31 protein-coding genes are annotated in these 18,730 nt (G+C 55.6%); 15 read left to right on the top strand and 16 right to left on the bottom strand.

The features are described from left to right. The 15 genes from TU86_RS19920 to TU86_RS22680 all read right to left on the bottom strand — a co-directional run. A partial coding sequence (locus tag TU86_RS19920) for a terminase large subunit domain-containing protein (RefSeq protein WP_048366046.1) occupies positions 1-1,435 on the bottom strand: 1,435 nt, incomplete at its 3' end. Further along, the gene (locus TU86_RS19925) at positions 1,436-1,933 is read right to left on the bottom strand and encodes a terminase small subunit (RefSeq protein WP_048366047.1); all 498 of its coding nucleotides are present in this window, start codon (positions 1,931-1,933) and stop codon (positions 1,436-1,438) included. Positions 1,934-2,046: 113 nt separating this feature from the next. Next, entirely contained in the window at positions 2,047-2,313 is a 267-nt protein-coding gene (locus TU86_RS19930; protein ID WP_088500079.1) for an HNH endonuclease, read from the bottom strand. 53 nt (positions 2,314-2,366) lie between these two features. Next, entirely contained in the window at positions 2,367-2,558 is a 192-nt protein-coding gene (locus tag TU86_RS19935; RefSeq protein ID WP_048366049.1) for a hypothetical protein, read from the bottom strand. Next, positions 2,555-2,845 (bottom strand): hypothetical protein, encoded by a 291-nt coding sequence (locus TU86_RS19940; RefSeq protein ID WP_053076075.1) that lies wholly within the window; start codon positions 2,843-2,845, stop codon positions 2,555-2,557. Before TU86_RS19940 ends, TU86_RS19935 begins: the two co-directional genes overlap by 4 nt. A gap of 60 nt (positions 2,846-2,905) precedes the next feature. Continuing rightward, a complete protein-coding gene (locus tag TU86_RS19945; protein WP_048366050.1) occupies positions 2,906-3,235 on the bottom strand; it encodes a phage holin, lambda family in 330 nt (109 codons plus the stop codon). 37 nt (positions 3,236-3,272) lie between these two features. Next, positions 3,273-3,779, bottom strand: coding sequence for a hypothetical protein (locus TU86_RS19950; RefSeq protein WP_048366051.1), 507 nt, complete (start codon positions 3,777-3,779; stop codon positions 3,273-3,275). Positions 3,780-3,949: 170 nt separating this feature from the next. Next, the gene (locus tag TU86_RS19955; protein ID WP_048366052.1) at positions 3,950-4,213 is read right to left on the bottom strand and encodes a DUF2513 domain-containing protein; all 264 of its coding nucleotides are present in this window, start codon (positions 4,211-4,213) and stop codon (positions 3,950-3,952) included. A 163-nt stretch (positions 4,214-4,376) separates the two neighbouring features. Next, complete coding sequence (locus TU86_RS19960) at positions 4,377-4,760, bottom strand: antiterminator Q family protein (RefSeq protein WP_193387793.1); 384 nt, start codon at positions 4,758-4,760, stop codon at positions 4,377-4,379. A 2-nt stretch (positions 4,761-4,762) separates the two neighbouring features. Further along, a complete protein-coding gene (locus TU86_RS19965; RefSeq protein WP_048366053.1) occupies positions 4,763-6,088 on the bottom strand; it encodes a tyrosine-type recombinase/integrase in 1,326 nt (441 codons plus the stop codon). Continuing rightward, complete coding sequence (locus TU86_RS19970) at positions 6,085-6,429, bottom strand: Lar family restriction alleviation protein (protein ID WP_048366054.1); 345 nt, start codon at positions 6,427-6,429, stop codon at positions 6,085-6,087. The genes TU86_RS19965 and TU86_RS19970 overlap by 4 nt, the downstream gene beginning before the upstream one ends. After that, the gene (locus TU86_RS19975) at positions 6,426-6,644 is read right to left on the bottom strand and encodes a DUF3310 domain-containing protein (protein ID WP_048366182.1); all 219 of its coding nucleotides are present in this window, start codon (positions 6,642-6,644) and stop codon (positions 6,426-6,428) included. The genes TU86_RS19970 and TU86_RS19975 overlap by 4 nt, the downstream gene beginning before the upstream one ends. A 54-nt stretch (positions 6,645-6,698) precedes the next feature. Further along, positions 6,699-7,394 carry a replication protein P gene (locus TU86_RS19980; RefSeq protein ID WP_048366055.1) on the bottom strand — a complete coding sequence of 232 codons (696 nt, stop codon included), beginning with the start codon at positions 7,392-7,394 and terminating at the stop codon, positions 6,699-6,701. Continuing rightward, on the bottom strand, positions 7,391-8,176 hold the full coding sequence (locus TU86_RS19985) for a helix-turn-helix domain-containing protein (protein ID WP_048366183.1): 786 nt from the start codon (positions 8,174-8,176) through the stop codon (positions 7,391-7,393). The genes TU86_RS19980 and TU86_RS19985 overlap by 4 nt, the downstream gene beginning before the upstream one ends. A 256-nt stretch (positions 8,177-8,432) precedes the next feature. Further along, complete coding sequence (locus TU86_RS22680) at positions 8,433-8,642, bottom strand: transcriptional regulator (protein ID WP_082152930.1); 210 nt, start codon at positions 8,640-8,642, stop codon at positions 8,433-8,435. A gap of 91 nt (positions 8,643-8,733) precedes the next feature. Between TU86_RS22680 and TU86_RS19990 the strand changes: the two genes are divergently transcribed. The 11 genes from TU86_RS19990 to TU86_RS20040 all read left to right on the top strand — a co-directional run bounded on the left by TU86_RS19990 (position 8,734) and on the right by TU86_RS20040 (position 16,099). Further along, a complete protein-coding gene (locus TU86_RS19990) occupies positions 8,734-9,477 on the top strand; it encodes an XRE family transcriptional regulator (protein ID WP_048366184.1) in 744 nt (247 codons plus the stop codon). Between the two features lie 358 nt (positions 9,478-9,835). After that, positions 9,836-10,138: a hypothetical protein gene (locus tag TU86_RS19995; RefSeq protein WP_048366056.1), complete on the top strand. Its 303-nt coding sequence runs from the start codon at positions 9,836-9,838 to the stop codon at positions 10,136-10,138. 56 nt (positions 10,139-10,194) lie between these two features. Continuing rightward, positions 10,195-10,578 (top strand): helix-turn-helix domain-containing protein, encoded by a 384-nt coding sequence (locus TU86_RS20000; protein ID WP_048366057.1) that lies wholly within the window; start codon positions 10,195-10,197, stop codon positions 10,576-10,578. A gap of 78 nt (positions 10,579-10,656) precedes the next feature. Then, a complete protein-coding gene (locus tag TU86_RS20005) occupies positions 10,657-11,430 on the top strand; it encodes a hypothetical protein (protein ID WP_048366058.1) in 774 nt (257 codons plus the stop codon). A 414-nt stretch (positions 11,431-11,844) separates the two neighbouring features. Beyond that, positions 11,845-12,192, top strand: coding sequence for a hypothetical protein (locus tag TU86_RS20010; RefSeq protein WP_048366059.1), 348 nt, complete (start codon positions 11,845-11,847; stop codon positions 12,190-12,192). 91 nt (positions 12,193-12,283) lie between these two features. Then, positions 12,284-12,631 carry a hypothetical protein gene (locus TU86_RS20015; protein ID WP_048366060.1) on the top strand — a complete coding sequence of 116 codons (348 nt, stop codon included), beginning with the start codon at positions 12,284-12,286 and terminating at the stop codon, positions 12,629-12,631. 24 nt (positions 12,632-12,655) lie between these two features. Further along, positions 12,656-13,471 carry a DUF2303 family protein gene (locus tag TU86_RS20020; RefSeq protein WP_048366061.1) on the top strand — a complete coding sequence of 272 codons (816 nt, stop codon included), beginning with the start codon at positions 12,656-12,658 and terminating at the stop codon, positions 13,469-13,471. Between the two features lie 76 nt (positions 13,472-13,547). Continuing rightward, the gene (locus TU86_RS20025; protein ID WP_048366062.1) at positions 13,548-13,793 is read left to right on the top strand and encodes a hypothetical protein; all 246 of its coding nucleotides are present in this window, start codon (positions 13,548-13,550) and stop codon (positions 13,791-13,793) included. A gap of 29 nt (positions 13,794-13,822) precedes the next feature. Next, positions 13,823-14,617, top strand: a complete 795-nt coding sequence (locus tag TU86_RS20030) for an SPFH domain-containing protein (protein WP_193387794.1) — start codon at positions 13,823-13,825, stop codon at positions 14,615-14,617. 76 nt (positions 14,618-14,693) lie between these two features. Further along, positions 14,694-15,470, top strand: coding sequence for a DUF2786 domain-containing protein (locus TU86_RS20035; RefSeq protein WP_048366064.1), 777 nt, complete (start codon positions 14,694-14,696; stop codon positions 15,468-15,470). Positions 15,471-15,520: 50 nt separating this feature from the next. Next, positions 15,521-16,099 carry a phiTE_072 family protein gene (locus TU86_RS20040; RefSeq protein WP_048366065.1) on the top strand — a complete coding sequence of 193 codons (579 nt, stop codon included), beginning with the start codon at positions 15,521-15,523 and terminating at the stop codon, positions 16,097-16,099. Between the two features lie 12 nt (positions 16,100-16,111). Here TU86_RS20040 and TU86_RS20045 read toward each other — a convergent pair whose 3' ends face one another. Continuing rightward, complete coding sequence (locus TU86_RS20045; RefSeq protein WP_048366066.1) at positions 16,112-16,801, bottom strand: DUF2971 domain-containing protein; 690 nt, start codon at positions 16,799-16,801, stop codon at positions 16,112-16,114. A 161-nt stretch (positions 16,802-16,962) separates the two neighbouring features. Between TU86_RS20045 and TU86_RS20050 the strand changes: the two genes are divergently transcribed. The 4 genes from TU86_RS20050 to TU86_RS20065 all read left to right on the top strand — a co-directional run bounded on the left by TU86_RS20050 (position 16,963) and on the right by TU86_RS20065 (position 18,723). Continuing rightward, positions 16,963-17,370: a hypothetical protein gene (locus tag TU86_RS20050; RefSeq protein WP_048366067.1), complete on the top strand. Its 408-nt coding sequence runs from the start codon at positions 16,963-16,965 to the stop codon at positions 17,368-17,370. Continuing rightward, positions 17,367-17,840: a class I SAM-dependent methyltransferase gene (locus TU86_RS20055; protein ID WP_082152931.1), complete on the top strand. Its 474-nt coding sequence runs from the start codon at positions 17,367-17,369 to the stop codon at positions 17,838-17,840. The genes TU86_RS20050 and TU86_RS20055 overlap by 4 nt, the downstream gene beginning before the upstream one ends. Before the next feature lie 71 nt (positions 17,841-17,911). After that, the gene (locus TU86_RS20060) at positions 17,912-18,409 is read left to right on the top strand and encodes a hypothetical protein (protein WP_048366068.1); all 498 of its coding nucleotides are present in this window, start codon (positions 17,912-17,914) and stop codon (positions 18,407-18,409) included. An 83-nt stretch (positions 18,410-18,492) separates the two neighbouring features. Further along, positions 18,493-18,723, top strand: a complete 231-nt coding sequence (locus tag TU86_RS20065; protein WP_048366069.1) for a hypothetical protein — start codon at positions 18,493-18,495, stop codon at positions 18,721-18,723. The last annotated feature ends 7 nt before the right edge of the window (positions 18,724-18,730 follow it).

Here is an 18,730-nt window from a genome sequence, read left to right on the forward strand (position 1 = left end):
CGGTTTTGATCGCGCCTCCCAGTTTCCAGCCTTGTGAAATGCCGATGACCTTCTCTTCAGGGACACCGGCCTCGACCAGGGCATCGAGAATCGCGCCGATACCTGCCGGATCGAGACCGACCTTGTCCAGCAAGCCGGACTGTTCTACGCGGGCGACCAGACTGGCCACCTGCTCCACGTCTTGGCCGATTTGCTCGACCAGCGTGAGGTTGTTGTCTTTGGCAAAGTCATGGAAGTTGGCCGCCACGGTTTGCCGTCGGGTCAGCACCGAGGGGTGCGCCCATGCGTGGGTCCAGAGCAGCCATTCGCGCGTTTTCCGGTGCCTGCCAATGGCCGCAAAGCCCAACAGGTCGTCCAGTCCCCCGCCGTCGATGCCGATGTCGATCACTTCGCACATTCGCAACAGGTCGTCGAAGCTGAGTCCAGGACGTTTGCCTTGCACCTCCCAGAAGTCAGCACCGGCCCAGCGTTCAGAGAGCAGCGCTAAACCGACTTCGATGTTGGCATGCTTGGCCAGAAAGCCGCGCAGTTCTTCTTCGCCCGCCTCTTCGGCCATTTTGAAGCTGCGCCGCAGGAAGACTTCGTCCACCGAGAACCCCATGTTGGGGTTTACCAGGTGGAAGTTCTCGACCAGACGGGCCTCGCCACTTTTGATCATGTCCTGCGGAAATTCGTAGATCACCGGCAGGAACTGGTTGTCGTCGATGCGGCCGTCACGCACGGCGCGGGAGTACTTGAGCTTTTCGCGGAACACACCGGCAGGCGGTTCGTTGGACTGCGTGGTCAGCCAGATAACAAAGCCTTCGGGCCGAGATGCAAGTCCGCCTGTGGCTTCGCGGATGATGTCCGGCGCTTTGACGTTCTTGCCGAACAGCCACGCTTCGTCGATCAGTACCCCTACAGCTTTCTTACCGCCTACCGTGTCGCCATCGGCTGCCACCACTTTGAGCGTGGCGCCGGTTTCGCGGTGGGTGATGGTGCGAAGGTGCGGCTGGACGTGCATCAGGTCGCGCAGCTCTTCGTCGTGCTTGACCATGTCGGCCGCAGGCTTGAACGAGTTGTCAGCGATCTCTTTGGTCGGGGCCAGGATGATGAACTCGGCCGACATGCGCCAGTTGCGGATCAGCGCTGTGAGCATGATCCCGGCTGCAATGGTCGATTTGGAGTTCTTCTTCGGAATACACAACATGTACTCCGAAATCATCCGGCGCCCGGTGGTGTAGTCGTAAGCGCCGAAGATCGCCCCGGCGAAGTCGAAAACCCACTCGGCGCAAGACTCGCCAATGCTCGGGCTGCCGGGTGCGTCGACGATCTTGAGTTCGCGCAATACGGCCAGACCGGCCTCGGCTTCGTTTGGAAACAAGGGTGCCGGAATGATCGATTGCCTCAGGCGCAGCTTTTGCTCCCAATCTGGGCAGGCGGTTGTCCATTGCATTTACTTGACTGCCTTCAATGGGGGGGGCGGACTGGAGCCAAAGCGCCCTGCCCCGGCTACCTTGGCGGCGTTTTCGCGCTCGGTCTTTTTCCCGGTCTCGCCTTTACGTTGGTGCATGAAAGGCATCAGGGCTTTTGCAGCGTCGACCCGCAGCTTTGCCTCGGCTCCATGATCATTCATGGCCGCCAACAGGAAGGCTTTGGGGTCGGAGTAGGACAAGGCTTTGCTCAAATCGAAGCTTAGCGTGTCATCCGGTTCGCTCGTTTGTGAGACCTCATCAGCTGGTTTTTGCGCTGTTGAGGCTTTAACAATTTTCTTGGTTTTTTTGTTAAAGGTCGTTCCGGCCATTGCGGCCATCACGTAAGGGTCTTTTGCAAGCCGTGATCCGGCTGCCGATGCGCTGGACGCTGCGTAACCTGCGGCTATGGCCGCGTCCTTATTTGAGGCACCGCCCCGCAAAGCGTCAACGAATGCCCGCTTCTTGGGTGTTAAAGCCATTAACAAAAATTCCTGAAAAGGGGAAAAAATGTGCGCGTGCGGGAGGGGGTGGTGTCCGAGACAAAAGGTCTGGAGGTTTTGACCCGCCCCTCCCCTTGCTCAAGATGTGAATCTCAACAGCCGAGATGAGCCATGGATTCGCGGGCCGTCTTGGCCTTGTGGCAAGGGATGCAGAGCGCCTGAAGGTTGCTGTCGTCTTCGGTACCGCCTTGGGCCAGGTTAACGATGTGGTCAACCTCAAGGCTGTGAGTGACCAGACCGCAGTTACGACAGGTGTAGTGGTCCCGCAACAAAATGGTCTCTCGCTTGCGACGCCAAGGACGCCCGCCGCGACCAGAACCCCAGCCTTCGCTGCCCGCAGCCTCAGCGAGTGAGGTCATCTTGCGGCCTTCATGCGGCTTAATGCGGGACTTGAGGCTAGGTAACTTGGCCATCAGATACGCTTCCCGCTCATATAGGTTTGCGGCAGTGCATCCGGGTCAGGTTCGTCATCACCCTCGTCCGCCAACACTGTGATCAGTTGAGTTTGTTGAGTCGCTATCCGTTCGAGGATCGCGGTCTGCTTGATCTGCTCGGCCAGTACCTGGCTTAACAGGCCAACCAAGGAGTTCTGCGGCTCGTTCATGACTCAGCATTTGCGTAAGTTCTTGAGTCCGCTTTCATGTCGGAGAGTTCCACCACCACGATCTCAGCCTCAGCACTCACTGGCTGGATGATCTCGGGATACACGGTGATGACCGCCGTCCATGCACCACCGGCCTCAGCCTTCAGTTCAACCGATTGCACCCTGGCCAGCTCACTACCATCACTCAGTATCACCTTCGTGCCCTGAGCTAACTGGATGCTGCCGGGGCTTTTGCTCGGCGGGGGAAGGATCGTCAGCACGCTTAAAGAGTTCTTTTGCTCGTTCATATGCAATTGCCTTCCACTTGTTGAGTCGTGCGCGCCGAGTGGCGCATCCGTTACAGGCCATCAGTCTGATCGCCGTGGCAGCTTGAAGTCAGCGAAGCGATCTGCCAGGTCGGCCAGCTTCTTTACGCCCAGAAAGCCGATGAATACACCGGCTGCTGTAGCAAAGTTCTGCGGCAACCCGAAGTACTCAAGCACCGGTATCAATCCGATTGTGATCAACGTGCAGATCGCCGCTTCCAACACCGCTTGGCGCCGTGTGCCGCCGCCATAGATGATCCTGACCCCAGCCATCAGGGCTGAAAGCCCTGCGGCGTAGAGTGTCGGTGCATGTTGGCTCAGCCAGGCGAGCGCAAGCACCCAAAACTCAGGGGTCTTCTCAGGCATGGTCATCTCGATGTCCTCCCAGCTTGGGAGTGAGGGAATGTGGTTAGTCGCGCGTGAGTGGATTCAGCGCCGCGACCAGCAGCGCTTTGCCTTTCAACAGCTCGACATGAGCGAGGCTGGTCAGCTTGGTATCTACGAAGGAGTGGCCGGCGAGCATCTTGTCCAGCAACTCCATCGTGCTCCCAAGACTATGCACCACATTCAACACAGACTGTTCGTACTCGGCGCGGGCCTTCTCGACGGCCTGGCGCACCTCTTCAATGGGTAGCCCGACACCGGCAGGATGGGCTCGCTTTAAAAAGGTAGAGCCATCGGTGTACATGGCGCCATACACCACCCCATCAGCGTGGTAGGCGTCAGGCATGCGACCAAAGCCAATAATCGAGAACTGTTCGCGCTGCTTGGTGTTGAGCAGGTCGCCGGTGATGTCGAGGAATGCCGAGGGATCGCTGTTCGACAGACGCTTCAAGGCCGTGGCAAGCATGGCGACATCACTACCCACCACTGCATCGATAACAGCCTGCTTGTCACGTTTTGCTTGATCGGTCATTACCGGGCTCCAGAAACAGAAAAGGCCCGCCGATATGGCGAGCCTCGTAATAGATCAGCTCCAACAGCACTCCCGGCTTGGAGCTACGGGTGTGGCGGAGCCGAAAACGAAAAAGCCCCGGCAAATGCCGAGGCTTGGTATAGGTGCAGAGGACCGGTGTTGATCTCCGGCTAGTTGGCTTCGATAAAATCGTGGCCAGCCCAAGTCATCTCAAAATTGTCTTCATCATGATCGGTGCGGGTGACCTTCACGAAACCTGCCGTTTCAAGAAGGTGCAGGTGGTAACTCACTGCGGGCTCAAGGCCAGCGCCCTGATGCGCGTATCTCTCAGTGAAAATGCCGAAAATCTCGCTGCGATAAAGCCCTCCACCACTGTTGTCTTCAGTGGAAACCATTTCGAGTATTTCTTTCGCTAGCAGGTTGTTTCTTTTCATGAGCGAATCCTTGCAGTTGATGCCGAGTGGCCATAACAAGATTACAGCACCATCCTGAAACGAAGAAGCCCGACTCAATGGCCGGGCTTTCTTTGTGGTGTCCCGCTGTAACAGCTAAACACGGTGCCATGAAAACAAACCTATTCCATATGGACAACCTTTTTTACGCAGCTTCGCGCAGCGTCTCCAGAACGCAGTCAACCCATGCCACACCAGCCTTAATAAGCTCTCGCGCTTTCATCTCACTCACCTTGTAATGGCGACCTACCCGCACTGCCGGCCACTTAGCCCCATAGTAAAGCCACACCATATCGCCCATCTGTTGGTCACGCTTACACAGCCTGGCCAAAGCCCCATCAACGGCGCAAGCCAGCTCATCAGTGATCGTGTACGACTTCGTGCTGGAAGGCAGCGCGTCACGCATCAAGGCCAACATTGGCGAGGCATAACTGGGAATCCCCATCCCGTCCATCCGCCACCAGCCCCATTGCTCAAGCATGTGTTCGGTATCGCCCAAAGGCCGGTGCAGCGTCTTACGAATCATCATTTTTAATCCTCGCCTATGGTTGATTTCTGAATGGTGCTGCATGCCACGCCGTTAGCGGCCTCCAGCGTATTACCGGATTCTTTGAATCTAACGCCTGTCTGCCCGTGGATCAGGTTCAAACCTTTCTCGTCTAGATGCGCATGCCACTTCTCCAGCGCATCACGCTTGCGGTTCATCACGTCCGACTGGATGTACACCTGCACGTTGTGGCCCATCGCATGGTTGATCAGCAGTTCACCAATCAAGTGATCAACACCGAGAACAGCCCAACCCGTGCGCGCAAGCTTGCGCAGGTCGTGACTGGTCCACTCGCCCTTCCCCAAGCGGGTAAACACTGCGAAAGACTGCCCTTCACTCAACGCCTTACCATTGCGCGTCGGGAACAGGTACTGGCCGTCATAGCCGCGGGCGATTTGATTTTCTCGGTACTGGACCAATAGGCTACGAACTTGCTCAGTAAGCGGCAGGTGATGCTCAACACCGGTCTTGGTGTGCTCGGCCGGAATGAACCACTCGCCCTCGGCCAAACTGATATGCGACCAGCGCGCTTGCCGGGTCTCACCAATGCGCGTGCCGTGGCACAGCATCATCAGGGCCAGCATGGCGTCAGCCGGTTCGCTACCCATCACCTGCCCCAGCTCCCCGAGCAAGTCCTGCAACTGCACCCCGCGCAAACGAGACGGCTTGATGCTCACCTTGGCCTTGGAGAAGTCCTTGAACTTGATGCCCGCCATCGGATTGGACGTGATCAGGCCCAACGCCAACGCCTGCCGAAACGCCAAAGCCAGCAACTGGAACGCCAGGCGCACGTAATCGATTGAAAGGGTTTCTTGCAGCGGCCACATCAGCAACTTGTCGAGCGCCGCCTTGTTGACCTCAACCAACGGCAAGTCACCGAGGCGCGGCAACAGATGGCACTTCATGGCCGAGGCGCCGGTGTTCTTGCGCTTGGCCGAAAGATTGCGGTCACGGGCCATGCGATCGGCATACCAGGTGAGCAGTTCACCCGTGGTCGCCCACTGCGAAATAGCCGAGCCAGCATCTGCCGAAACCCGCAGGCGCACAGAGGGCAACGCAGCCAGTACCTGCTTGGCGCTCAAGTCCGGGAACGCGCCGATACGGTGCCAACGACGCTTATTGACCAAGTACCAGGAGCCTCGGGTGCGGTTCTTGCCAAACCGAAAATGCAGCGCAGGATGGCCGGCATCACGCAAATCCCGAACATGCTCAAGCTTGGCATTGCGCCCAATCTCCGCGTCGGACAGCTTGACGGTCAGGGTTTTGATGAGGGCGCCAGGCGCCAGTTTTACAGAGGCACCCTGACTCATATGGCAGCCCTCGGCCAGACATTCAGCCCCTCACCTTCTCCAGCGTCATAGCAATTGCGTGCCTTGGAATCTCGACCATTCCAATGCTCTACTGCGATGCGCATCACGTCGGCGACCCTCAGGTCATGAATATGCTCAAAGGTACCGAGCGAGCAGGTATCGATGAGCGGCCCTTGGGCGCCGCAGCTGTGGCACCAGACGTGCGCCGAATAAGCCTCATCAAAGTGCTTCGTCTGAGGTCGATCCATTGCCATGATCTCGCCTGTCATGAAGTCGTGAGCTATTACGCACGGCGGCCCCTCGCAGAATGGACACGGAGCCATCTTGATAGCCTCAATCATTCGATAACCACCTTGCGTTCAAGCTCGATCAAGATTTCAAGAAAGTGCTTGGCCTTCTCCAAATCGGCTAAACCACCCTTGTCACGCCACCGCGTCACGTACTTGATAACGCTGCCCTCGGCGAACGGAATGCCATTGGCGTGAATGAACTCAATAGGCTGGATTTTCAGCGACTTGTAGTGGTCGCCAGAAACCTGTTTTTCGAGTGCGCTCATCATGATTTATCCTTGCAGCAGTATGCGCTCGGCTCCACCTGGGCCAGATTGGGGTTAGGCATGTGCAGCACCTCTCGAACGCATGGCGCGCAATGCCGCCAACGCATTGTTTCCAACATCAGGGGCGCTGCGCTCGATACTGCGCGGCGGCAAGGCAAGCGGCATTTTCTGCAACGGCAGTCCTGCCAGAACACGGCGAACCGTGATCGTGTAATTGCGCTCGAACAGCTTGATGCTCAGGTCATGGGCAAGACGGTTAAGGTTTTCAAACCCGCACTCCTTGGCCGTATGCCAAACCGCGTCATGGGACCACTGCGCCTGCCCCGCCATTGACGGGTGCGCATTGCGGCACGCTTCGCGATGAGCTGCGGCAAGTTTCGGCAGCCCCAGCATTTCCGCCGTAGGCGTGCACCAACCGATAAACACACCCACGTTGGGCACAAAATCCTTGGCAGCCTGACGCGCTCGCATCAGTCCAAATCTCAGTTGCTCAGTGCTGCAAATACCCGCTTCGAGAAAGCCCTGCATCCACTGCTGCTTGGCAGCTTTGTACGTCGCCATGTCCGGCCATGCTTGCTTCCAGGCAGGAAAGATCGAGCGCAGTTCGCGAAAGAGACCGTTGATCACCTTGGCTGTCGCCTCAGACAGTCCCGCAGCGGGCCGAGCGTTTTCGCTTTCACCGGCAGCGATGAACTGACCGGTTTGTACTTTGGCCCACAGGCCAGTGGCGATAACTGAAACTTTATTCATGCTTCAACTCCATTGATCCAGGTGGTGTCGTCATCGTCGAACCCGGTCGCTCCAGCCTGGGAACTGGCCCCTGCAGTTTTCACATGCTCACGTTTGATCCAGGTAACTAGCCGGAAACACCAACCGGCGGCGCTATCGATAGTCGATGGTCTTGCAACGTGAAAGCCCTTGAACCCTGCGAGCACCTCGTCGGTCAACAAGTCACCAGGAATGCCTGCAATGGCCATCTGGTCGGCTAAGGGTTTTACCGGGGGTAGCCACTGAGCAAACATGGCGAAGCGCTGGCGGTCATCGACGGCGGCAAATACTTGCCGATCTTGCTCAGCAATCACCACGGACAGCTCGCGCTGCTGCTCTTCGGTTAAGTGATGGTTAAGTGATGGATTGGGTGCAGCTGCTGCACCCCGTTCTGCTTTTTCCTGCACCCCGTTCTGCTGTGAGCTGCACCCCGCTCTGCTTTCCCCTGCACCCCGTTCTTTACGGGGTGCAGGGTTTGCACCCCGCTTGATCTGTAGGTCGTATACAACGGGGCGCCGATCACAACGATCGATATAGGCTGCTGCGATCGCCTGATTCCCGCGGACGATGAAGTCAGACTTTTCAAGCTCATCAAGCTTCAAACGAACCGTCCGCTCTCCAAGACCGGTGTCTTCGGCCAAGGTCTTGGCAGACGGAAATGCGCCACGACCATCACTACCGGCATAGTTGGCCAAACAGAGAAGAACGTGACGAGCAGAAGGATTTCCTAAGGTTTGTTTTGGTAGGGCGAGAGCCCAGGACATAGCTTGAACGCTCACAGCTGCGCTCCGTTGATATTCATTGAAGGGCAAGAAGCCGCTGCATGAAGTACTGCGAATGCTGCCCAGTTGCCTACAAGTCGGTTGGCGCTCATAATGGATCCCGAAATATGTTGTGAAGCTGTAAAAAGCCGGTCTAGCCACCGGCTTTTTTTTGCCTGCGATTTGGTCGCTGTATGGATTAACAGCTAATCCAACTGGCTACCTACCAGAGCCTGTAGGTCTGATACTTGCTAAAAGGTCAGGCGGGGTTGATTGAAAGACTTGGCCGAAGCTCGTATGCCTTTACCTCACCACATGTAATAGCCTCAGCCCGAAGCGCAACCTCTGCCGAGCAGCCATGAACACCTCGAACCCAGCCACTGACAGAACCTTGCTTTACGTTCAGGGCGGAAGCTGTCGCTGCCTGAGACCCGAAGTGAGCCACAAGTTTTTCAAAATGGTTTTTCATTAGTTCTCCACCCAAATAAAGGGATTCCTTTATGCTAATTCAAAGGAATACCTTTTTGCAACTTTAAAGGTTGGCCTATAAATTGTCTGGCATGGAACTCAAAGACAGATTGAAATTAGCGCGCAAAAACGCCTCCCTCACACAGGCTGAATTAGCTCAGCGTGTTGGGATAAAACAGGCCTCGATCTCTGAAATTGAGCGTGGCCTGACGCGTTCAAGTGGGTACCTAATCAAAATCGCCCAAGTTTGCGGTGTCGACCCGATTTGGTTATCAGAAGGCGCAGGAAGTATCGACAGCTCCACTACTTCGCTCAAAACCATGCCTAGCGATATCGAGTCAAACGCCGAGCTTCTTGGAGACTTGGTGACATGGGAGACCGAAGACCCTCTTGATGACGATGATTGCGAGGTGCCTTATTACGCAGAGGTAGAATTTGCAGGCGGCAACGGAATGACCGAGGTGATTGAGGTGGCGTCGCGCAAGCTGCGCTTCAGTAACTCCACCCTTAAAGCGGCAGGCGTTGAGTGTCAAAATGCTGCATGTGCCCGAATCAAAGGCAAGAGCATGGAGAGACTGATCCTTGATGGAGCAGCCATTGGATTTGACCGAGCATGCACATCGATAATTGACGGCGAAATTTACGCCTTTAACCAAGATGGCATGCTGCGCGTTAAGTATCTATATCGACTTCCGGGCGGATTAATTCGGATCCGAAGTGAAAACTTTGAAGAATATCCTGACGAGATGATTTCTCTCGACCAGTATCACCAGGACGTACGAATGCTCGGGCGCGTCTTCTGGTGGTCAACAGTCAGGCGAGCGCCAAGACGCTGACATAATGCAGCTACACAGAACCCGGCCTTCACCGGGTTTTTTTTCGGCCATAACTTATCTGCTTCCCTGCGATTTCAAGCAATCGGCTTGTAAATTCATATCCCCCTAAAAAAAATAAAGGCATACCTGTTGACTTCAAATAAAGGCAAACCTATATTTACCCCATCGCCGCATAACAACGGCAACAAGCCGGAGACTCACCGGCTACCACGGTCAGGGGGAATCCTGATCCCAGCCCCCTCACGGGGACCGACTGGCTCAGCAATGAGAGTTCTTTAAAAACGGACACTTTCACCGCTGCACCTGGGCAACCGGGTGCATTGGGAAAACAACCGGCCACCAACATTGGGAGCAACCCATGAATAAAGAACAGGTTTACGACAACCAAATCAGCCCGCTCATGCAGCAAATCATCACCGTCTGCAAGGAGCAGGGCATCGCAATGATGGCGAGCTTTGATATCGCCCATGAAGAGGAAGGCCCAAACGGTGAAGACTGCACCAGCCTTGTGTGCAGCACCCTGCTACCTGATGGCAACGGTGAGCCAAACCCAGTGTTCACCCAAGCGAACACGCTTATTCGCCGCAATGGACGACCAGCTCCAATGATGTTCACCACCAGTCATGGAGACGGCTCCAAAACGATGACGGCAATCATCTGATTTCGCTGGCTGACCTTGGCAACAGGGCCAGATGGGAAAACAACCGAGAAAACATCATGGAATCGACAATCGTTGACGGCGCATGGAAAGGCCACCTCGGCCGTGGCCTTGCGCCGCGAGAGCTGCAATTCGTCTTATCGGTCGCTCAAGGCCTGACCGCCAAGGAGATCGCCAGAGTGTTCGGCATTGCACCGGGCACCGTGGTCAAGCGTCTGGCCAACGCCATGTTCAAACTCGGCGTTCACCGTCAAGGCGCACTGATCGCTGAAGCGATGCGCCGCCAGATCATCACCCCGCTCTGTCTGCTACTCGCTGGCCTGATCGCCATGCACACCGCCACTGACGACCAAATGGCCCGCCGCGACCGCCGCCCCACAGAGCGCCGCTTTGCAGAACTGCGCTTGATACGTCGCGCAGAGCCAGTCGACCTGATCGGCTAATCAATACGAACAGCATCACTTCTGCCCATTTGTTGAGTGGGCAGCGGGATGACAACCCCGACAAGCACGGAGCACCAAATGAGCGAGCAAACACTTCAATCCATGTTGTTGGATGGCGTAACCCGCTTCACAGACAGCGTCAAGCCAGCAGAAATCATCGACAAGCATGTGGAAAGCATGTTCACCGACATCATCAAAGACAGCTTCCGCAGCTACAGCGACATGGGCAAGCTGGTCAGTCAGGCGATTAAAGACGCGCTGCCATCCAACGTCAGCGACTTGTTTGAGTTGACCCGCTACAACGACCTGATCGCCACCGCATTGAAAACACAGTGGGAGTCTTCTGGCGTCACTGGCGAAATGCTTCGTCGTTCGCAAGCAGCAATCGACGATGCGCTGAAAGACGACATCGTGCCGGAATTCGTAAACCTGAGCGATTTGCTGAATGCCTTCATCGAAGAAAACAAAGAGCGCGCAACCGATGAGCAGTGGGAAAGCCCGCACATCACCATTCGCGAAGCTGAAAACAACTACAGCAGCAGCATCAAACACATGCACATCTGCTTTGACCCGCAGCCGGAAGAACGCAGTTCATCATCTAGATACTCCTCTGGTACCAAGCGCACCGAATGGGAGCTGGCTAATCGGATCAGCATCACCGTCAAGAGCCAGAACGAGCAGGGCTACGACTTCGGTGAGGTCTACAGCGCGAAGCTGGATGGCGCACCCATTGGCCGCAACTTCATGATTTACAAGAAGTGGGAAAAGCTCACTGCCGCAATCTACTTCGGTGGTGCCAAGCTGGTTATCGATTGCGACGAGCACGATTTCAGTTATGGCCTTTACGACTGAACAACCAGCGTCACGACAGCTTGTCGTTAACTGCCCGATCCTCTCGCCGAGAGCGCATCGGAAATCCCCAACGCAGCAGCGGCAGCCATTACGAAGAAGGCCGGGGCGCGTAAGTCGAATGGGGATTTCCGATGCGGACGCCAACCCAGCAGACGCTGGACACCTGCATCACACCCACTGCCGAGCATCTACCCGCAGTGCACACCTGAACGGAGGATTTGCAGTCATTCACATTTAAATCACTAGGGCCCGCCCACTCCGCGCGCCCCGGCCTTGCTCTCACATACGGAGGCGTTGTTGAGAGCGCTACACAGCCCGGTTTCGACCGGGCTTTTCAATTCTGCGGTTATTCGTCAGTACTCCGCCCGATGCTTGAGCGCTGACGAATACCCGCAACCCTGTCGAGGATCGACCATGCACCCAACCTTCACCCAGCGCCGCGCCATTCTCGATGGGTTGCGCGAACGCACACGCCAAGCCACTGCTGATTTCTACCAGAAGCCAAACGTCATTGCCCCGCCGCTGGCTCCTCGCTTCATCGTCAAGCCAACTGGCAGCAACACTTTCGAAGTGATCGAACGCGCCACGGGCAGGATCATCACCGAACGCTTCGGTCACAACAATGCGACCGCCCATGCTCGCGAGCTGGAAGCCATGAAAGATCAGTTCGATGTGAAACAGTTCGGCCGCTTCCTGCGCGATTGGGCACTACGCATCAGCGTGATGCTGACCATTTTCGCCTTCTTCGGCAGCCACGTTTGAAACGCACCACCACCTCAGCGCACCGCCGCCTTCGCCAAATTCAATACCACCTGCCGCCCAGCGGACTCCAAGCCACCCCGGAGAAAAAACCATGTCAGTTGCAACAGATACCGCAGCGTTCCTTGAAGAACTGAACGGCGGCGCATTCGCCAGTCAGATTGGTCACGCCCTCTCCGAAGTCGCTGCCGGTGTGGTCGATTACGGCAAAGCCGGAAAGGTTGTCATCACCTTGGACTTCAGCCAAATCGGCGAATCCAGCCAGGTAAAGATCAAGCACAAGCTGGACTACAAAGTGCCGACCAAGCGCGGCACCCGCAGCGAAAACACCAGCCTGGACACGCCGATGCACGTTGGCACAGGCGGCAACATCACCCTCTTCGCCGAAAAGCACGACCAGTTGTTCACTCGCGATCAGGCCCCAGTCACACCGCGCACTTAATCCCATCCTACAGAGATCTGAACTATGTCCCTTAGCAAAGAAGCCATCCAACTGGTCACCGACACCGCCCTCATGGCGGCCGGAAAGTCGCTGAACACCTACTCACCAACGGCGATCCTGCCCGAAGGCGCAAAAGTCGTTGATCTGGAAAATTACCAGATTGGGCGCAGCCGCTTCCGTGGCACCCTCAGCACCAACTCGCTGGTTGATTTCAGCGCCTACGTGACTGAACGAGCTATAGAAGGCGCTCGCGGCTTCATTGATCAGGAAGAAATGGTCTGCGGGCTGATCTTCAATCTGGGCAGTGACGCTGCACCTGGTCACGCAGATGATCGCGCAGTGCTTCGCCTGAAAGCCTCAGCAGGCTACAAAGCAGTTCAAGCAGTACCAGGGCGACCTATGTCGCAGAAAGAGCTTAGCGACTGGATCGAAGACTGGAACGCCTCGCTCAATGCTGCCGATGATGCCGGCCAGCAGATGAGCATCGTCAAAGCCATCGCCGCAGTGCGCACCATCACTATCAAAGCATCATCGGAAAGCGACCACGCCATCAGCGAAACCCGCACCAGCCGCAGCGCGATGGACCAGATCGAAGCCACCAGCAAAGAGACCTTGCCGTCTACATTGATCTTCTCAGTGGTGCCCTACGAAGGGCTGAGCCAGCGGCATATCGTCTTGCGCCTGTCGGTCATCACCAGCGGCGCCCAACCCATGCTGAAACTGCGCTGGGTAGGTGAAGAAGTACAGCGGGAGGAGATCGCACAGGAATTCAAATCGGTGCTTGATACGCAGATTGGCGAAGCAGCCAAGTTGACGCTCGGCGTCTTCGATCCGAAATAACTTCACGCCTTAAATCCCCTGCTTTTTTGCGAAAGCCAACAGCGCGGCGAAAGCTCGCTGCGTCTGGAGAAAGTAAATGACTCCTAAACCACTCGCGCCGTTCCGGCTTTTCAAGGTGCTTATTCTGCTCCTGGCCTACCTCAGCGTATCCGTCGCGTGGCTCTTCTTCGGTGCTCGCCACCTGATAAGCAGCGCGTCAGATATCGAAGTCATTACAGGTTTCCTTGGAACCGCTATCTGGCTGATATCCAGCGCCTGCCTCCTTCTTGCCATAACCCGCAAACCCGGCCACCCAGCCAATACATCGGAGAAACACCAGTGAAGAAAATTGTCGCTATTGCAGCGCTGTGCATGCTCGCTTTGACAGCGGGCTGCTCAAAAGTCCCCAACGGTTTTGTCGGCGTGAAAGTCAACATGCTGGGCAGTGACAAGGGTGTGCAAGCCGATGCCGTAGGCCCTGGCCGCTACTGGCTGACGCCAAACGAGGAAATATTCCAGTTCCCAACGTTCACGCAAAACTTCAACCTCGGCGTGGTGACGTTCCAGACGCAAGACGGGCTCAAGGTATCGGCACCGGTCGGCGTCAGCCTGTACGCCAAGCCGGACAGCGCGCCAATTCTGTTCAAGACCTTTCGCAAAGGCATGAATGAAATTGTCGAGATCAATGCCGCCCAGGTGATCCGCAACCAGTTCAACACCCAAGCAAGTCTGGTGAAGGTCGATGCGGTGTATGGCAAAGGCAAAGCGGATTTCCTCAAAGGCGTTGAGACCTCAGTCCGCGAACATTTCGAGCGATACGGCATCGTCGTCGACAGCCTCTACCTCACCGGCGACATCGTTTTACCGCCCACGGTCACCGCGGCACTCAACGCCAAGGTTGAATCAACCCAGAAAGCTGAGCAACGCGCCAACGAGGTCGCACAGACCATTGCCGAAGCGGATAAAGCCCGCGAGCAAGCCAAGGGCGAAGCTGACGCTATCACCACCCGCGCTATTGCCGAGGCTGAGTCGCTGAACATTCGTGGGGAGGCCATGCGCAAGAACCCAGGCGTGGTTGAGCTGAACGCCATCGAGAAATGGAACGGCGTATTGCCGGTGTACATGACGAGTGGCACTTCGACGCCATTCATCAGCGTCGGCAAGTAAGTTGTAGCGCGGAGTAGCAGAACTTGTCGCCCCGCGCATGCCCTGCTCAATGGCTATACCCATCGAAGAGGCTGCCATGGACTTCGACCCAAAAGAATTAGAACGCATCATCCGCAAAATCAAACACTGCCTCGCACTGTCAGCAAGCGCCAATGAGCATGAAGCCGCAGCCGCGATGCGCCAAGCCCAGAAGCTGATGCAGAAATACCGGATCACCGAAATAGATGTTCAGCTCAGCGACGTAAACAGGACGGAGGGCGCCCATGCAAAAGCAAAACGCCCTGCATGGGACAAGAACCTTGGAGCAGTCGTCGCAAAAACATTTAACTGCAAGTCATTCAACTGCACGAGCTGGCATCCCATTATCGGCCGTAGAAGCCAGGCTGTTTTCATCGGCGTTACGCCTGCACCAGAAATTGCCAAATACGCTTACGACACCCTGCATTTCAAGGTGAGTAGCGCGCGCCGCGAGTACGTCGCAAAAGCCCGCAGAGGCGAACTATCACGAGGTCGATACACACCTGAAACGCGCGGCAACCACTTCGCCGAGGCTTGGGTCTACCAGGTGCACGAAAAATTGCTGGCTTTAGTACCTGAACAGGACGAACCCCCTGCACAGACTCAAAGCCAGGCACAAGCACTGTCACTGGCCGAAAACCATGACAATGCTCTAATTGAAGCCTTCATACACCAAATCACAAAGGGTGAAGGCGTCGGTAAAGCACGGGCACGCAAAGCCGCGAATGCCAACTTGGATGACCTCATCGCAGGCTTCTTATCAGGCAGCCAAGCCGAAATCAGCCACGGCTTAACGACTGGCGCCCAAACAGTTCCTGCAATCGAAGCTCAGTAACGCCAACCACCTACTTTTTCTGCTGGGCATGACCCGGCACAGGACGCCTCATGCCTACAGAAAACAAATCGACCGCGCCGCTGCAGGTAGAGCGCTCGACAGTCACGAAGCTGGTCATCACCGGTGCGGCGAATCTCGACCCGATCACCGTCTTCCTCGAGGACCTGGCCCCATGCAAGGGCAAGATCACCGTCAGTTGCTGGAGCAAGAGCTGGACGGCCTACTGGGGCGGCATGTGGGACGGCCTGAACATCGGGCAGTTCTTCTGCAAGCTGAACACCGCCTACATCATCGGCTACTTCGACCAGGCGATAAGCCCACGGCAGTTCAGTGGTGAAGCGCTTGCAAACAAAGCACAAATCACCGTGCTGAAAGAACGTCGGGGCGGTGAACTCGGACAGGACGAAGCGCGTGAGCTGTTCACCGAAGCCGAAGACTTTCGCGATTCGCCATCGATTGACCACCTGCACTCCGCGCACAGCGAACTGATGAGCAAGCTGTTCGGTGATGAGTGGTGGCACCTGACCAACGACGCCACCGAGCCAAACCCCGACTACGCCTACCTCGAGCGGATTATTCACGCGGTCCAGCAGGCGCTGAGCCAGGAACATCAGCAGGTGGCAGCATGATCAATATCTTTATTATTTTACCAAGCGATCGTAAAGATTTGATTGATTGAAGCAGTCGGTAAGACCATATTTCTCAGAAACATCAATCAAAGCGGTAACCAACCAAGAGGGCATTGTTGGAGAAAAGTAAATCTCCTCCATCAGATTGGTTAAATCCACCTTGCACGACATCGCCTGCACTTCTGTATCAGGACTGTTACCTTCTGCATCTACTGTGGGAAAACCGAAACTTAACAATCTCACTTCTTGCTCATGCAAAAAGCTCAGTCGTTTGATAAACGCAGGTACCGCAATATTTAACATAGATCGCTCAGTGTAACGTTCATAATCCACGTACTGTACAGCGCCAATGAAAAAATCTTCTTCATCAATGATTGATCGCTTCAAGCTACCAATAGTCGTTTTAATGGCCACCCCGGAATGTCTGGACCCATATAGGTCCCACATTGCTGCCGACTCATAATCATTGGCATGCCAACAGTTGACGAATAAATACTTTTTGGATTTTACATCCATATCATCGCTGATAAATTCACGATATCCAACAGGCCAGTAACCTTCCCAAGGGTCATCAAACCTGTCTAACCTACACATATGCAGCGCCCGGGTTTGTAAAAGAGAAATATACTTGTCAACTGACATATATCGCCAAACAATCAAATCATCAGCCGGCGTTTTAAAGTCGCTATGCAAATAGTACACATTAACTCCTTAATAATTGTTCATTTAGAGCTTTCAGCCGAACTGCAACCCTGCATATAGAACATAGCCGCCAGACAGTATATAGCTACGCCTTGAATAAACAAATTTTTAATAGTTCAACTCCCTCTAACGCAAGCCGCTATAGCGGCAAGGACGAAGTCATGCCTGAAGAAACTGTTGTGCCCGTCGCTCCAGCGGTTATCGAATACGCCTACTCCACCAATGGCGAAGACTGGACAGCCGACTGGTGTTCGTTCCTCGACCAAAACGAAGAGTTGTCCCCTGGCGACGAGTGCCAGCGCGGCGTGATGCGCTACGCAGATCCCGCCGAGTTTGTAGATTCAGACTCAGTGATCAACTCCATGGCTGACAACGCGAGCTCAAGCGAACTTGGTGAGTGGGCCGATGACTTTCCCAGCGTCAGCGCCGAAGCCAAGCAGGAACTAGAGGATCTTCTCGATGCCTGGGCCCGGAAGAACTGCGATTGCTCGTTCTATCGAGTCAAGAACATCGAAACATTCAAGATTACACATGAGGACTTGGAGCATCTAGGCGAGGTGGCACCGTGACTGCCGCCTTAAAAATCCTCGACCCCTGCTGCGGCAGCCGCATGTTTTGGTTCGACAAGGGCGACCAGCGCGCACTGTTCGGGGATATTCGTGACGAGCAACATGTGCTCTGTGATGGCCGTGCGTTGAACGTTGAACCCAACGTCATCATGGACTTCCGCACCCTGCCCTTCGCTGACGGTGCATTTAAGCTGGTGGTGTTCGACCCACCTCACCTGACCCGCGCAGGCCGTGATAGTTGGCTGCGAGCAAAGTACGGGCTGCTAACAGATGACTGGCGCGACGACTTGGCCAAGGGCTTTGCGGAGTGTTTTCGCGTGTTGGCCACCGACGGAGTATTGATCTTCAAGTGGAACGAAACCCAAGTCAAAGTCAGCGAAATATTGGCACTCACTGATCAGCAACCACTCTTCGGCCATAAGTCCGGCAAGCGTGTGAACACGCACTGGATAACGTTTATGAAGCGCTAAACCTTCTGCTTCAAACCCAACCCCCTGCTCCCAAAACTATCCAGCCGTCACCGGCATGGCGAGGTATATCTATGTCCGCAATTCTTCAGCGCTTCCACCAAGTCGCCAATGACGCGCTCGTTAAGGTCAGCGAGCACTGTCTGCCCGGAGCCAAGATCACACTTGTGATCTATACCCCAGGCAAACCCGAGGAAGACATCGTTCTTAAGGATCAAGGCCTTGATGACAATGAAGTAGTCAGCTCATTGCGCCGACGCGGCCTGAGCATCGATGGTGATAACGCCTACAAGCGCGACCTGTGCGACTCAATCATCGGCGCCCTCGCCTTTGGCGCCCAAAACACCAATCCGCCGCCCACGGATCACTGGGGTCAGCGGTTCTGGGATATCGGCCGGGAGGAGCGCGCAGTGTGCGAAGAGTTGATCGCAGCGCTGAAAGTAACCCGCGAAAACCTGCGCGCATGCCAAGCCACTATCCATCTGTGCGGCGGTTTCGATCCGGCCTATGTGAACGACGCTCAGGCCGCGATGAAGGTTGCAGATGCTGCACTCGCCAAAGCCCTCAGCTAACCCACCCACTGCCGTCAAGCGAGGCAATACCAACCTTCAAGTCTCAATCAGCCCGCCCCGCTTTGGCAGGCAAGGATTTTTCTATGCCCTCAAAGAACATCGGTGAGCGCATCGACGCCCGCTGCACCCGTTGTGGTGCCCGCAATATGCAAATCACCGAAGAATTTATCGGCTCTGGCCACTACGAAGTGCAGGCCGGCAAGGTCAGTGCCGTAGCCTCTGCCGACTCATTTATAGCAACAGGTCGCCTCTTCGGGCGCTGCCGCCAGTGCAGTCACGACTGGGTATTCCGCAAAAACCCGCTCGCCTCTTAACCCTTTC

This window comes from Pseudomonas weihenstephanensis (assembly GCF_001043055.1).
Lineage (GTDB): Bacteria > Pseudomonadota > Gammaproteobacteria > Pseudomonadales > Pseudomonadaceae > Aquipseudomonas > Aquipseudomonas weihenstephanensis.